This is a genomic window from Caldifermentibacillus hisashii (assembly GCF_039654145.1).
GTDB classification, from domain to species: Bacteria; Bacillota; Bacilli; order Bacillales; family Caldibacillaceae; genus Caldifermentibacillus; species Caldifermentibacillus hisashii.
Genome location: NZ_CP155467.1, coordinates 2,414,235 through 2,429,364 on the forward strand (window position 1 = coordinate 2,414,235; position 15,130 = coordinate 2,429,364).

General features: G+C 39.6%; 15 protein-coding genes. 1 reads left to right on the forward strand and 14 read right to left on the reverse strand.

What is annotated here, in order from left to right; all coding sequences use genetic code 11:
- Positions 1–41 precede the first annotated feature (41 nt).
- From NSQ14_RS11560 to rpsU, 5 genes are all read right to left on the reverse strand, one after another.
- Positions 42–542, reverse strand: a complete 501-nt coding sequence (locus NSQ14_RS11560) for a hypothetical protein (RefSeq protein ID WP_034771142.1) — start codon at positions 540–542, stop codon at positions 42–44.
- Between the two features lie 23 nt (positions 543–565).
- Positions 566–1,555 carry a flotillin-like protein FloA gene (gene floA, locus NSQ14_RS11565; RefSeq protein WP_051989104.1) on the reverse strand — a complete coding sequence of 330 codons (990 nt, stop codon included), beginning with the start codon at positions 1,553–1,555 and terminating at the stop codon, positions 566–568.
- 31 nt (positions 1,556–1,586) lie between these two features.
- A complete protein-coding gene (locus NSQ14_RS11570) occupies positions 1,587–2,903 on the reverse strand; it encodes an NfeD family protein (protein WP_034771145.1) in 1,317 nt (438 codons plus the stop codon).
- Positions 2,904–3,062: 159 nt separating this feature from the next.
- Positions 3,063–3,509, reverse strand: a complete 447-nt coding sequence (locus NSQ14_RS11575) for a GatB/YqeY domain-containing protein (RefSeq protein ID WP_034771149.1) — start codon at positions 3,507–3,509, stop codon at positions 3,063–3,065.
- Positions 3,510–3,521: 12 nt separating this feature from the next.
- On the reverse strand, positions 3,522–3,695 hold the full coding sequence (rpsU, locus tag NSQ14_RS11580; RefSeq protein ID WP_033828375.1) for a 30S ribosomal protein S21: 174 nt from the start codon (positions 3,693–3,695) through the stop codon (positions 3,522–3,524).
- A 163-nt stretch (positions 3,696–3,858) separates the two neighbouring features.
- Between rpsU and NSQ14_RS11585 the strand changes: the two genes are divergently transcribed.
- Complete coding sequence (locus NSQ14_RS11585; RefSeq protein ID WP_034771151.1) at positions 3,859–4,785, forward strand: Na/Pi symporter; 927 nt, start codon at positions 3,859–3,861, stop codon at positions 4,783–4,785.
- A gap of 122 nt (positions 4,786–4,907) precedes the next feature.
- Here NSQ14_RS11585 and deoC read toward each other — a convergent pair whose 3' ends face one another.
- From deoC to hemW, 9 genes are all read right to left on the reverse strand, one after another.
- Positions 4,908–5,558: a deoxyribose-phosphate aldolase gene (deoC, locus tag NSQ14_RS11590; RefSeq protein WP_034771153.1), complete on the reverse strand. Its 651-nt coding sequence runs from the start codon at positions 5,556–5,558 to the stop codon at positions 4,908–4,910.
- 36 nt (positions 5,559–5,594) lie between these two features.
- The gene (gene mtaB, locus NSQ14_RS11595) at positions 5,595–6,953 is read right to left on the reverse strand and encodes a tRNA (N(6)-L-threonylcarbamoyladenosine(37)-C(2))-methylthiotransferase MtaB (protein WP_034771155.1); all 1,359 of its coding nucleotides are present in this window, start codon (positions 6,951–6,953) and stop codon (positions 5,595–5,597) included.
- A 5-nt stretch (positions 6,954–6,958) separates the two neighbouring features.
- Positions 6,959–7,711 carry a 16S rRNA (uracil(1498)-N(3))-methyltransferase gene (locus NSQ14_RS11600; RefSeq protein WP_108898310.1) on the reverse strand — a complete coding sequence of 251 codons (753 nt, stop codon included), beginning with the start codon at positions 7,709–7,711 and terminating at the stop codon, positions 6,959–6,961.
- A 26-nt stretch (positions 7,712–7,737) separates the two neighbouring features.
- Positions 7,738–8,673, reverse strand: a complete 936-nt coding sequence (gene prmA, locus NSQ14_RS11605) for a 50S ribosomal protein L11 methyltransferase (RefSeq protein ID WP_227090839.1) — start codon at positions 8,671–8,673, stop codon at positions 7,738–7,740.
- Positions 8,674–8,787: 114 nt separating this feature from the next.
- Positions 8,788–9,924, reverse strand: coding sequence for a molecular chaperone DnaJ (dnaJ, locus tag NSQ14_RS11610; RefSeq protein WP_346216349.1), 1,137 nt, complete (start codon positions 9,922–9,924; stop codon positions 8,788–8,790).
- A 229-nt stretch (positions 9,925–10,153) separates the two neighbouring features.
- A complete protein-coding gene (dnaK, locus tag NSQ14_RS11615) occupies positions 10,154–11,986 on the reverse strand; it encodes a molecular chaperone DnaK (protein ID WP_041846239.1) in 1,833 nt (610 codons plus the stop codon).
- 30 nt (positions 11,987–12,016) lie between these two features.
- A complete protein-coding gene (gene grpE / locus NSQ14_RS11620) occupies positions 12,017–12,655 on the reverse strand; it encodes a nucleotide exchange factor GrpE (protein ID WP_423191747.1) in 639 nt (212 codons plus the stop codon).
- A gap of 150 nt (positions 12,656–12,805) precedes the next feature.
- Positions 12,806–13,831, reverse strand: coding sequence for a heat-inducible transcriptional repressor HrcA (hrcA, locus tag NSQ14_RS11625; protein ID WP_034771169.1), 1,026 nt, complete (start codon positions 13,829–13,831; stop codon positions 12,806–12,808).
- A gap of 127 nt (positions 13,832–13,958) precedes the next feature.
- Positions 13,959–15,095 carry a radical SAM family heme chaperone HemW gene (hemW, locus tag NSQ14_RS11630; protein ID WP_227090831.1) on the reverse strand — a complete coding sequence of 379 codons (1,137 nt, stop codon included), beginning with the start codon at positions 15,093–15,095 and terminating at the stop codon, positions 13,959–13,961.
- Positions 15,096–15,130: the final 35 nt, after the last annotated feature.

Sequence of the window (15,130 nt, forward strand, 5' to 3'; positions counted from 1 at the left end):
TATTTTTCTTATTTCATTTTATTTCAAAGTAAGGAAGCACATTATATCTTATTATTTGGGCGAAACGGCTTTTTGGCACGAGGGGGTCCTAATATTTCTGACCATATAATACCCTCAACGACTTTATGAGCAGATCGGTTTGGCAATGGTTGAGAAGCCATTGCTTGCTTCCTTGATAATTCTGTTTTTAAGTTTGTATATTCCTGTTGAAGCTGCTTTGTTGTTTGAGCGGTTTGGACTACCTCTGTTTTCTTTTCCTCAATCACCGGCCTTATTTTTTTCGCTTGCTGAGTGACGGTCGGCAGATGTTTTTGAACTTCTTGTCTTAATTTCTCTTCCATTTCCCGTTTTAATACGTCAAAAGGTTTTTCTTTTTTCTCTGTCGTTTTCTCAGCTTGCCGTATATCTTTCTTCCCGGGCGGAAGGGGGTTTATCGGTTTAGTTGATGTATCTTTATTATTTTCTTTCCTTCCAAGTAAAGAAAGAATCCCGCCTATAATTATGATTACAAGAGGTATATTATTCAATATAAATTCGATCATGAGGGAATTCCCCCTTCATCTTTCTACTTTTTATCTTGATCATTATTCACATCAGTTGCTTTACTAATTGATTGTCTCATGTCGGTATCAGCCATGATATTTTTATAATTCATATAATCCATAACACCGAGATTTCCCGATTTTAGTGCGTCTGCCAAAGCAAGCGGAACTTGGGATTCTGCTTCCACCACTTTTGCTCTCATTTCTTGAACACGAGCCACCATTTCTTGTTCAGTAGCAACAGCCATGGCCCTGCGTTCTTCTGCTTTTGCCTGAGCAATTTTCTTATCGGCCTCAGCTTGGTCCGTTTGCAACATCGCACCGATATTTTTACCGATATCAACGTCGGCAATATCAATCGATAGAATTTCAAAGGCAGTTCCGGCATCTAAACCTTTTTTCAAAACAGTTTGTGAAATTAAATCAGGGTTTTCAAGTACGGCTTTATGGTCTCTTGATCCCCCAATTGTACTGACGATCCCTTCACCAACACGGGCAATAATCGTTTCTTCACCGGCACCACCGACGAGACGATCAATATTAGCCCGAACGGTAATTCTTGCCTTTGCTTTCACTTCAATGCCATCCAAGGCAACCCCGGAAATAAACGGTGTTTCAATCACTTTCGGGTTAACGCTCATTTGTACGGCTTCCAATACATCCCGTCCTGCCAAGTCGATCGCTGCACAACGTTCAAAGGTCAAATCAATATTTGCTCTTTGGGCGGCAATCAGTGCATTGACAACACGGTCTACATTTCCTCCGGCCAAATAATGACTTTCCAATTGGTTAATCCCGACAGGCAAACCGGCTTTATGGGCTTTAATTAACGGATTAACGATTCGGCCCGGAATAACTCTTCTCAGGCGCATCCCAACTAATGTAAAAATACTTACCCTTACCCCTGCAGCTAAAGCGGAAATCCAGAGTGCCACCGGAATAAAGGATAATAATAAAACGAGAAAAATAATAATTATCGCTGCAAAAATTAATGGAACAAAATTAAAGGGCATGAATGATCCTCCTTTTTATATGTTAAATAATTTAATCAACCAGTTCACGAACAACGATACGAACGCCTTCTACCTCCACAACCTCAACACGAGCACCGCTATTGATAAAGCCGCCTTCTGTCACCGCATCAATGCGCTCATTATCAATAATGATGGTCCCCGATGGGCGCAGCGGGGTGAGGGCTATACCTGTTTTTCCTAACAAATCTGTTCTTGACGCATTTGAGACATAACCTTTTTCTGTACTTGTTGAATCACTCAACACAATCTTATTGAACACTTTGATTTTTTTCCCAAAAAACTTCATTAGAATCACCATCGCCGTTATTGCAACTGCTATTGCAATGAATAAACTTATGCTCATAAAAACAATACTTTTCCCGGCTAAAATGATGGAAAATAAAATACTTCCCAGACCGAGAAATCCGACAATACCCCCGGGAACAAATAATTCAACAACAATTAATATTATACCTAAAATAAATAAAATTAGCGATTCATATCCGGCGAGTCCAGCAATATAATGTCCGTAGAAAAATAAGAGCAGTGAAGTCAGACCGGCAATTCCCGGAAGACCAAAACCCGGTGAATAAAGTTCAATGACTAACCCGAGACTGGCAATGGTCAATAAAATCGGGACTATAAACGGATTTGTTACAAATTCAGCAATCCGCTCCGACCAGGATTTATTTACCTGTTTGATTTCTGCATTTTCGTACCCTAATGTATTCAACAGCTCATTTTTATTTGCAACAATTCCTTCTGCATAACCGACTTCAACACTTTGGGCGGCAGTCAAAGTCAATAATTTTCCTTTTGGAGCGCCGTATTCCGGAAGATCAATGGAATCATCCGCCATCGCCATCGCATAAATGGGATCTCTACCGTTTTGTTCGGCAGCCGATTTCATTGCCGCCAGCCAATAACTTTGTGCTTTTTGATCTGCGGCATTTCCGTTTTGTGTGATGACTGCAGCAGCACCGATCGTTGCATTGGGGACCATATAAATTTCATCCATATTCAATGCAATATATGCACCGGCCGATAAAGCATCATGGTTGATAAAGGCGATTGTTTTCACATCCGTATCGCCTAAAATTTTTGCAATATCTGAAGCTGCGTCAACCGCTCCACCCGGTGTATGGATTTCAAAAATGATCGCATTAGCTTGATTTTCTTCGGCAGTGGAAATGGCACGCCCGATAAACTCGGATAGACCTTTCGTTACTTCACTATCAATCTTAGCATAATAAACAAGATCATTATTCGCATCTGTTTCATGGAAGGTCATTAACAGAAACGGGAGTAAAATCAGAAGAAAACTTAACCGTAAAATCTTCTTATGCAAAGCAATGCCTCCCTTCTTTTCAAAGGTTAACTTATAATACGGATGGGAGCGAAAATGGTTTCATTTTTTATAAATAATTATAGAAGCGGTTTTTAAATGAAAAAGGCTGTCCATGGATAAGACAAAATGGACAACCTTTTTTATCTATGAAAGCTGTATCTATTTTGATAACTCGCTTACAACAATTTTGTTCACGAGCGAACCATCAGCTTTTCCTTTTACTTTCGGCATAACAACTGCCATGACTTTCCCCATATCGGATTTAGAAGAAGCATCCACTTCCCGGATAGCCTCTTTGACGATTTCTTTTATTTCATCTTCAGTTAATTGTTCAGGCATATATTCTTTGACATAAGTAAGTTCTGTATTGATTTTTTCAGCTAAGTCCGTCCGACCTGCTTTTTCAAATTCATGGAGGGAATCTTTTCGTTGTTTGACTTCACGTGAAAGAACGGTAATCTCTTCCTCTTCGGATAATTCTTTGCCAAGCTTAATCGCTTCATTTTGCAAAGCCGCTTTAATCATCCGAATGACTGAGAGTTTTTCCTTTTCCTTGTTCTTCATCGCGTGTTTCATATCTTCATTTAAACGTTCGAGAAGACTCATTTTTACACCCTCTTACCATTTCCGTTTTCTAGCAGCTTCAGACTTTTTCTTCCGTCTTACGCTTGGCTTCTCGTAAAATTCGCGTTTTCTAACTTCTTGCAGCGTACCCGTTTTTGATACTTGACGTTTGAAACGACGCAATGCATCATCAAGGGATTCATTTTTACGAACGACTGTTTTTGACATATCTTTCCCTCCCTCCGAACAAAACACCTTACATCAAACACATGGGAAATTCCATGTACCTACAAAATTATAATAAAAAAATCAAGTTTGGTCAACTAATCAACGTCAAATTTTGATGACATGTTTTCTCCCGCCTGACAATAAAATGGAATGGGGTGAGGACATGCTATCAATTTTCCAGTTTATTTTATATATATTGCTATTTATCGGCGGTATGACGGTCATGCGTACCGGTTTAATGAATATTTCCGGAAAAATAATGAAGGAGTGGCTGCTGAGGTTCACTTCAACTCCTTTTAAAGGTTTGCTATTTGGAATATTAATTACCGTGCTGTTACAAAGCAGTTCGGCCGTTATGATCTTAACTGTTGGATTTATTTCCGCCGGTCTGTTATCATTTCCGCAGTCAATCGGTATTATTCTTGGGACGAATATCGGGACGACTGCAACGGTTGAATTTTTAGCCTATGGGACCGATGAAATGATTATCCCCTTGTTAATCTTAGGCAGTATTTTTATATTAATTCCGATGACGAAAGCGCGGAATATCGGTTTGTTTTTTTATGGGTTAGGCGCCATTTTTTTGGCCATGTTCGGTTTTGAACATTTAGCAGCCCCTTTGGCAGACAGTGACGCCATCCGGCCTTTGATCGCAAATGTTAACAACAGTGTACTCGTTTCCGCAATTGTCGGATGTATTTTAACAGCGATTATTCAATCGAGTACAGCGATGACCGGTATTGCCATGGGTTTTATGAATGCAAACATCGTAAATCTGCCCGCTGCGATTGCCTTAATGCTCGGTTCGAATATTGGAACATGCCTTGATGCATATATCGCCAGTATTGGTGGAGGACGGGAAGCGAAATTATCCGTCTATGCCCATATTTGGTTAAACGTGGTCGGTGTTCTGTTGTTTCTTCCATTTACGGAAACGTTTGCCAAGTATATGGAGCATCTAAGCCTCATTCCGGAAAAACAGTTAGCCCACGCCAGTGTTGTTTTTAATATTGTTGTTTCACTCCTTGTCCTGCCGTTTGCAAAACCATTCGCTGCGTTTATTGAAAATTTGCACGGTAATAAAAGATAATGTAATTCAGTGGTATAGCTCCGGTTTCGTCGACAGTTTCGCGCAAATAAGCGAAAGACAGACGTACTATCTAAAAAAAGAACCCAAACTACTCAAAGAAAGAGTAATTTGGGTGCTTACGGTTATTTCCATTCTTTTACAATAGCAACACCGGAACTTGCGCCAATCCGACTGGCTCCGGCTTCAATCATCGCTTTGGCATCGGCGGCAGTTCTGACACCGCCGGAAGCTTTCACACCAATCTCAGGTCCAACCGTTTCACGCATTAATTGAATATCACCGGCAGTCGCACCGCCAGTTGAAAAACCGGTTGATGTTTTTACATAATCAGCACCCGCTTCGACCGCTAATCGGCAAGCGGTTTTTTTCTCATCATCGGTTAACAAACTGGTTTCAATAATGACTTTTACTAACGCTTGACCTTTTGCTGCATTGACAACCGCTTCAATATCGTTTTTTACGGCGGCAAGATCACCGCTTTTTAACGCACCGATATTAATGACCATATCGACTTCTTTGGCACCATTATGGATTGCATTGACTGTTTCAAAAGCCTTCGTTTCTGATGTTGTCGCACCTAACGGGAAGCCAATTACTGTACAAACTTTCACATCAGAGCCTTCCAAAATGTTAGCGGCAAATGAAACCCAAGTTGGATTCACACATACTGAGAAAAAGCCATATTCTTTCGCTTCATTACATAATGTTTCAATTTGACTTTTGGTCGCATCCGCTTTAAGTAAAGTGTGATCAATATATTTTGCAATTTCCATGGTTGTTCGCTCCTTTAGGAAAAATTTGCTATCCGGTTAAATAATTAGTTTTTCACTTGCAACATATGTTTCGTTGTCGATAACCCGGGCAAATTGACCTTCACAGTATGGATAACCGGCTTTGGTAATTTTCACGCGGACAATTTTCCCAAGCATATCTTCCGTTGCAGGGAAAACTACTTTCAAATAGTTATCAGAATGACCTTCGTATAAACCGCTATTTGGGTCTTCCTTGTAAGGTTCTTCCGGGATTACATCCAATACCTCCCCTTCAAAACGAGAGGCATATTCTTTCGCTAACTGATCCGATAAGGCAATCAAGCGATGGACCCGTTCTTCTTTCACTGCTTCATCAATTTGGTTTTCCATACGGGCGGCAGGGGTTCCGGTCCGTTTTGAGTACGGGAATACATGGAGTTCTGCATATTTATGTTTTTTAATAAAATTATACGTTTCCATGAACTCTTCTTCTGTTTCACCCGGAAAACCGACAATGACATCGGAAGTTACCGCCAAATCCGGTACAGCCTTTTTCAATTTCAATAATCTTTCTTCGTATTCGGCCATGGTGTATTTTCTTCTCATTCGTTTCAACACGGTGTCAGAACCGGATTGGAGCGGAATATGCATATGGCGCACAATAACTTTTGACTTTTCAATCACATCAATCACTTCATCTGTCAGTTGGCTGGCTTCAATGGAAGAAATGCGCAAACGTTTTAAACGGGGCACTTGCTCTTCTAAGTCTTTTAAGAGCATCGCTAAATTATAATCCTTTAAGTCTTGACCGTAACCACCAGTATGTATTCCGGTTAACACGATTTCATTATATCCCGCATCAACAAGAGTTTGAGCCTGCCGGATGACTTCTTTCGGATCGCGGGAACGCATTAATCCTCTTGCCCAAGGAATGATGCAGAACGTACAAAAGTTATTGCAGCCTTCTTGAATCTTCAAGGTAGCACGATGACGGTCGGTAAAATATGGAACGCTCATTTCTTCATAGACACGGTTTTTCATAATATTACGAACGGCATTGATCGGTTTCCGCACCTTACGATATTGCTCAATGTAATCCAGCATTTTTAACCGGTCTTGCGTACCGATGACAATGTCAACACCGGGAATTTCCATAATTTCTGCAGGTGAGGTCTGTGCATAGCAACCGGTAACACAAATAACGGCATCCGGATTTTGCCGAATTGCACGACGGATTACCTGCCTGCTTTTCTTATCACCGGTATTGGTAACTGTACAAGTATTAATGACATACACATCCGAGTTTTGTTCAAACTCCACACGTTCATACCCATTTTGTTTAAACAGCTGCCAAATCGCCTCTGTTTCGTAATGGTTTACTTTACATCCAAGTGTATAAAAAGCGACGGTAGACAAACAGATCACCTCAATAATTCAAAATAAAATGATATCGCAGCCAGTGCATACAAAGGTGCAGTTTCAGCCCTAAGAATCCTTGGACCAAGGCCGCATACGATAAAGTCATTCGCCTTTAATGCATCGATCTCAGCTTTTGAGAATCCTCCCTCCGGACCAAAAACAAAAAGGAGAGCCTCACCCGCTTGCAACTCTTTTAATGTTTGGGGGAGTTGTTCACGGTGATGATTTCGCCCCTCCTCCTCATAGGCGACTATCTTTTTTTCATATGATTGACTAATTAATAATAATTCTTGAAAGGAAACAGGTTCTAAACATTTCGGAATCATGGTTCGTTCCGATTGTTCAGCAGCTTCTTTGGCAATTTTTTGCCAACGTTCCAATCGTCGCTTCCTTTTCTTTTCTTCCAATTTTACAATGGAACGTTCGGAAGTAAATGGAAGAAACGCAGCGGCTCCCAATTCAGTTCCCTTCTGAACTACTATATCGAATTTGTCCCCTTTTAGCAACCCGCCGGCAACTGTAACCTTGATCGGCAGCTCACGAACTTCATCGCGAACCGAAACCACTTTTGCTTCAAGAACATCCGGTAAAATGTTGGCTATTTCACATATGGCGGTCTGCCCATTAGGGAACACTACGTCGATTTTACTCCCAACTGTCATCCGCATAACCCGAACAATATGGTGGAAATCATCCCCACGAATCTCGATTTTTCCATTTTCATATTCATCGTTTTCCAGAAAATAACGTTGCACTGTCTGTTCACACTTTCTAAAGCAGATTATTTTTTGGCAATAAAAGTGATCCAATCTTCCATAACTAACGTTTCCTCAATTGTAAAACCGACTTGTAAAAGGGCGTCTTCTACTTCTTTCCGTTTTTGGTTGATAATGCCGGATGTAATGAAATAGCCGCCATCCTTTAATAAAGCATGTGCATCATTTGTAAACCGGAGAATAATTTCAGCTAACAAATTTCCGACAATAATATTGGCCTTTTGATTAATCCCGTCCAATAAATTATTTTGTTTAACCGTTACTTTCGCGTCAACTTTATTCAATTTTACATTCAATTTGGCGCTCTGAACAGCGATTTCATCTAAATCAAGCGCCAATACTTCATCCGCCTGTAGAAGGGCTGCTGCAATACTTAAAACACCGGAGCCTGTGCCGACATCAATGACGAAATCACCGGGTTTTACCGTCCGTTCCAGCGCCTGAATACTCATGACGGTTGTCGGATGTGTCCCAGTTCCAAAGGCCATGCCCGGATCAAGTTCAATAATGAGTTCATCGGTCTTAACAGGCTCATATTCTTCCCAAGTTGGAACAATCGTAAATTTACTTGAAATTTTGACCGGATGGTAATATTTTTTCCAAGCTGTGGCCCATTCTTCCTCATGGACTTCACTGATTGTCACTTTATTTTTTCCAATATCAATATTAAATAAAATCAAGTTGTTTATAGCCTGTTTAATTTCTTCAACCGTTTCCCCAAGAAAGCTGTTAACCGGTAAATATGCCTTCATAATAACACCTTCATCAGGGTAATCATGAGGATCCAATTCGTAAATTTCACCAAACTGATCTTCCCGCTCTTTATACAGTTCGAATGAATCCTCAATGACGATTCCGCTCGCACCAGCCTCATATAAAATATTCGAAATTGGCTCAACCGCTTCATTTGTCGTATGGATGCTTATTTCAGACCATTTCATTTGAAACAACCCCTCTTAATCATGTGACTTTTCCTGTCCGATTGTTGTTTTAGTCCAGTCACGATTTTTATCAATTTGCAGCTAAAAGTAATCATTCATCTGAATAGAGTCTAATTATTCGCCTTTAAATGCCCGCTTCACTTTTTCAAAAAAAGTATCTGTTTGTTCATCAGGAGTCTTTCCGCTAATTTCAGCAAATTCACGAAGGAGTTGTTTTTGTTTCTCTGTTAATTTTGTGGGCGTAACAATTCGAACAATTACATGCTGGTCACCCGGTGTTGTGCTGCGGACACTTTTCACACCTTTACCACGGAGACGGAATTTTGTATTTGTTTGTGTACCTGCAGGAATTTTTAATTTGACCTTGCCATAAAGTGTTGGAACCTCAATTTCATCCCCTAAAGCAGCTTGGACAAACGAAATTGGCATTTCACAATAAATATCATCGCTGTCCCTTTCAAAAAACTCATGTTCTTTTACTTGAAAGATGATAAACAAATCACCATTTGGTCCCCCGTTAATTCCGGGCTCACCCTTACCGGCAACACGTAATTGTTGACCATTATCAATACCGGCTGGAATTTTTATATGAATTTTTTTCCGCTTTTTCACTTTCCCGGTACCGTGACATGTCGGGCATTTATGTTTGATTACCTGACCCGTTCCTCCGCAGTGATGACATACCCTTCGATTGACGATACGGCCAAAAGGTGTATTTTGTTCTGTACTAATTTGCCCACTGCCATGACAGTACGGACATTCTTCCGGATGAGTACCCGGTTTTGCGCCGGAACCGTGACAAGTCGAACATTCTTCTTCCCTTGGAATTTCAATATCTGTTTCCTTACCAAAAACTGCTTCTTCAAATGTAAGCGTCATCGTATATTGAAGATCGGCCCCTTGCCTTGGTGCATTCGGATTACGACGTCTCGTACTTCCGCCACCGAAAAATGTATTCAAAATATCTTCAAAACCGCCGAACCCGGCATCACTGAAGCCGCCAAATCCACCAAATCCGTCAAAGTCCTGATTAGCCCCGGCATGTCCAAACTGGTCATATTGGGCTCTTTTCGTATCATCACTTAAAACCTCGTAAGCTTCACTAATCTCCTTGAATTTTTCATCTGCCCCGGGCTCTTTATTAATATCAGGATGGTATTGCTTCGATAATTTCCGGTAAGCACGTTTAATTTCATCTTTTGATGCATCTTTACTTACACCGAGGATCTCATAATAATCCCGTTTAGCCATTCTTTCCACTCCCCGAACATTTTCACATACAAATTATTCTAACACCGCTGGAAGATAATTAGCAACTAATAAAAGATTTTAATGAACCTTCCAGCAGAAGTGCCTTCATCCCCGTTCTTGCCGGGTATCAAATCCCCACTAATAAGGGCAATACTGCAAAAAGTCAAAGCCAAGTGAACTTGACTTTGACTTTTTAAGAAGTTTACCACTACCCTGTTAAAATACTACATTATTTATCATCATTAACTTCTTCAAAATCAGCATCGACAACATTATCATCTTTGCCCGATGAATGATTTTCTTTATTTGTTTCGGCACCTTGTGTACCGGCTCCGGCTTGTTGATATAATTTCATTGAAATGTCTTGGATAATTTGTTGTAACGCATCTTTTTTCGCACGAATGTCATCTAAATTATTGCTTTCAATTGCTTTTTTCAATTCGTCTTTTGCCTCTTGTGCTTTTTTCACATCACCGGCATCCACTTTTCCTTCTACTTCTTTTAGTGTTTTTTCAGTCGTGAAGACGAGTTGGTCAGCTTCATTGCGAAGTTCTGCCTCTTCTTTCCGTTTCTTGTCTGCTTCCGCATTTCGTTCCGCTTCTTTAACCATCCGTTCAATTTCTTCATCAGAAAGCCCTGAATTCGATTGAATGGTAATCTTTTGTTGTTTTCCAGTACCTAAATCTTTTGCACTGACATTGACGATTCCATTCTTATCGATATCGAATGTAACTTCAATTTGTGGCACGCCACGTGGTGCAGGTGGAATATCAGTCAATTGGAAACGACCTAATGTCTTGTTATCGGCTGCCATTGGCCGTTCACCTTGCAACACATGAATATCTACTGCCGTTTGATTGTCGGCAGCGGTTGAGAAAATTTGCGATTTTGATGTAGGAATCGTCGTATTCCGTTCGATTAATTTTGTAAACACGCCACCCATCGTTTCAATACCTAGCGAAAGTGGTGTAACGTCAAGTAATACGATATCTTTTACGTCACCGGAAATAACACCGCCTTGGATAGCTGCTCCCATAGCAACCACTTCATCCGGGTTGACACCTTTATGCGGTTCTTTTCCTGTTTCCTTCCGAACTGCTTCTTGTACAGCAGGAATTCTTGTCGATCCACCGACTAAAATAACTTTATCAATATCGTTTGCTGATAAGCCGGCATCTTCCAAAGCTCTGCGAACCGGGCCCATTGTTCTTTCAACTAAATGCGCAGTCAATTCATCAAATTTTGCCCGGGTCAAAGTTACATCAAGATGGAGCGGACCACTTGGACCGGCTGTAATAAATGGTAATGAAATTTGTGTACTTGATACACCGGATAAATCCTTTTTCGCTTTTTCTGCGGCATCTTTTAATCTTTGTAATGCCATTTTATCTTGAGACAAATCAATTCCGTTTTCTTTTTTAAATTCTTCAACTAGGTAATCGATAATGGCTTGGTCAAAGTCATCTCCACCAAGATGGTTATCTCCGGCAGTTGAAATAACTTCAAATACCCCGTCACCAAGTTCAAGAATGGAAACGTCGAATGTACCGCCGCCTAAGTCGAATACAAGAATTTTTTCTTCATGATCAGTTTTATCCAAACCATAAGCAAGTGCGGCCGCAGTCGGTTCGTTGATAATCCGTTCGACTTCCAATCCAGCAATCTTACCGGCGTCTTTTGTTGCCTGTCTTTGTGCATCATTAAAATAGGCAGGCACTGTAATGACAGCTTTTGTAACCGGTTCTCCCAAATAACTTTCCGCATATGATTTTAAATGCTGTAAAATGATGGCGGAAATCTCTTGAGGTGTATAATCTTTTCCTTCAATATTTACTTTATGATTTGTTCCCATATGCCGTTTAATCGAAATGACTGTGTTTGGGTTCGTAATTGCCTGACGTTTGGCAATTTCCCCCACTTGCCGTTCCCCATTTTTAAAAGCAACGACCGATGGAGTTGTTCTTCCACCTTCAGGGTTTGGAATGACAACAGGTTCCCCGCCTTCCAAAACAGCAACACAAGAGTTTGTTGTACCTAAGTCTATACCAATAATTTTACTCATAGTTTCATCCTCCATTCACTTGAATATGTACTACTGATTCACTTTTACCATCGCCGGACGAATCACCCGGTCTTTCAATCGATATCCTTTTTGAAATTCTTCAAGAACAATATTCGATTTGACTTGTTCATCTGAACCTTGCATAACGGCATGATGTTCATGCGGATCAAATTCTTTCCCAATGGTTTCAATTGGTTCGATTCCCTCTTTTTTAAATGCCTCAAGCATTCCTTTATAAACCATTTCCATCCCTTGCAACAGTGCCTTTGCATCTTCACTTGTTACATTTGTTTGAAGGGCACGTTCAAAGTTATCAACAACACCTAATAATTCCGTTGCAAGTGGCTGGGAACGATATTTTTCGATGGCCTCGATTTCATTTCGTGTTCGCTTTCGATAATTATCAAAATCAGCTTGAACACGGATCAGTCGATTATCTTTTTCATCCAATTCTTTCTCTAACTGTTCAATCTTTGCTTTTAATTCGGCGGTTTCATCTGTCACTTCATCCTGGTGGTTTTCATCTGTTTGTTGTTCAGCTGATGTGTCCGTCTTATCTCCCTCAGCAAAGATTGGTTCGACTTGTTCATTTTGAAACTTTTTTTCTTCTTGCTGTTCATTCGAATTTGTTTTCACTTCTTTTTCTTCATCCACACTTCTTTCCTCCATCTTAACCTGTTTTTTATCCTCCGCCACTACATCCACCTCCTGGTAAACTTGATTCTTAAAAATATATAAACAGTTATATCCGCACGTACCGGAAATGGAAACGTGCGGAGAGGAATTGATTCCATTTTCTTTTAGCCAAAATTTGAGCCATCAGAGATCATATAGCTTTGTTAGTGTAACGGTCATATTTTTGCTCAGTAGATTTAACAGACTAATCACTTTGGAATAGTGCATCCGCTTAGGGCCTAATATGGCAATCGTCCCAACCTGTTCTTCACCAATACTATATGTGGCCGTAATTAAACTGCAATCATCCATCACCGGAATTTTATTTTCCGAACCAATTTTTACATGGATACCAAAAGGCGTTTGTTTTAAAATTTGATAAAAATCATTTTCCTCTTCCATTAAACTCATAATTCCTTGGATTTTCTCGATGTCTTGAAACTCCGGCTGCTTCAACATATTGGTTTTACCGCCGTAGTACAGTTTTTCATTCGATGGAACGGATAATACATCCAATAAAGATCTGAGCATTGCTTCATAATTATGGACATTTTCTTTAATTAAAGTGACAACTTCATTTATTAACTTTGATTGCAATTCAAGAATTGGCATTCCTACAAGTCGTTCATTCAATATATTTACGGTTTTTTCAAGGTCAGAAGAATTAACCGATTTGGGCAAAGAAAACAGTTTGTGTTCTAAATGCCCTTTATTTGTAACAATAACGGCAATGGCAGTCTCAGCGTTAAGCGGGATAATTTGAAATCTGTTTAATTTATTATCCTCTACGGTTGGACCTAAGACGATCGCTGTATACTCCGTTAATTCCGATAAAACTTTCGCGGCATTTTGGATAACTTTTTCCATTTCATAAATTTCCGTAAAAAGGTCATTAATCCTTTTAATCTCTTTATGACTTACCTTTTCAGGGGAAAGCAAATGATCGACATAAAAGCGATATCCTTTTTCGGAAGGGACCCGCCCGGAAGATGTATGGGTTTTTTCAATAAAACCTAATTCTTCCAAGTCTGCCATTTCATTACGAATGGTTGCCGAACTGAAAGAAATGCCTTTCTTTTTCGCTAAACTCCTTGACCCAACCGGATGTGCAGAACGAATAAAGTCATCAATTATGATTTGCAATATTAACAATTGACGCTCTGTTAACATTACGATCACTCCTTTTAGCACTCATCTAATGGGAGTGCTAAATCTATATATAAATTAACAAATTATCGTAAATATGTCAATTCATGAGCAGAGATTCACCGATTAGGTAAACTTTATTTTACTTGGATTAGTCTTTAATAAATTGTTGGAAGACTATATTCCCCAACATCCTTCCCCGATTTGTTAATTGGATCTCATCCTCATTGATCTGAAGCAACCCGTCTTGGATTAATTTTTCAATTTCCTCTCGATAATATTCCAGTACATCGATACTAAACTTTTGATAAAACTTTTTTTGTGAAACTCCGGCCGTTTTTCTTAACCCCAAAAACATTTCTTCTTCCATTTGCTCTTTAACTGTCAATGAAATTTCTTCCCGGATTGGCAACCGTCCCTTTTCGATTGCTTTCAAGTAGTGATTAATAGGACCTATATTCGATCGCCTTTTCCCATTGATATAACTGTGGGCACCGGCTCCAAATCCGTAATAATGATCATTGTCCCAATAAACAAGATTATGTTTACTTTTAAAGCCTTTTTTTGCGTAATTGCTTATTTCGTATTGATGGTATCCATGGCTCTCCATCTGTTCCATGATCATTTGATACATCGTTGCTTCCTCATCCTCGGAAGGAAGCGGCAATTTTCCCCTATTCATCAAATTATAAAAAATTGTTTTCGGTTCAACAATCAGGGAATAGGCAGAGCAATGCTCAATATCAAGCTTAAAAAATTCATTGAGAGCAAATTCTACGTCTTGAATCGTTTGATTTGGCAATGCATACATTAAATCAATGCTAATATTGGTAAAGCCCTGTTGTTTTACTGATTCGATTGTTTTGTAGATATCTTCTACTTTATGGTTTCTGCCAATTGCCTTCAACAAGTTATTATTGAATGATTGAACACCTATACTTAAACGATTAACCCCGTAATTTTTTAAGATTTTCAGCTTTTCCACGGTCAAGTCTCCCGGGTTGGCCTCAATCGTAAATTCAATCTCTTTTTCAACATCAATGAAACAATGGATAGTTTGCATTAAATATTCCAATTGTTTTTCATTTAGCGCTGTCGGTGTCCCACCACCAATAAACACAGTTTCCACATTTTCCGGAGGCAAATTTGCAAATGTTTTTTCCATTTCGGTTTTTAGTGCTTTTAAATAATCATCGACCGGCTGGCCCTTTAAAAAAACTTTATTAAAATCACAGTAATGGCAAATCTGCGTACAAAACGGAATGTGTATATATACTGCTTTCGGCAAAAAAATCACCATCTTTCTTAAGTACAAAGAGGTTA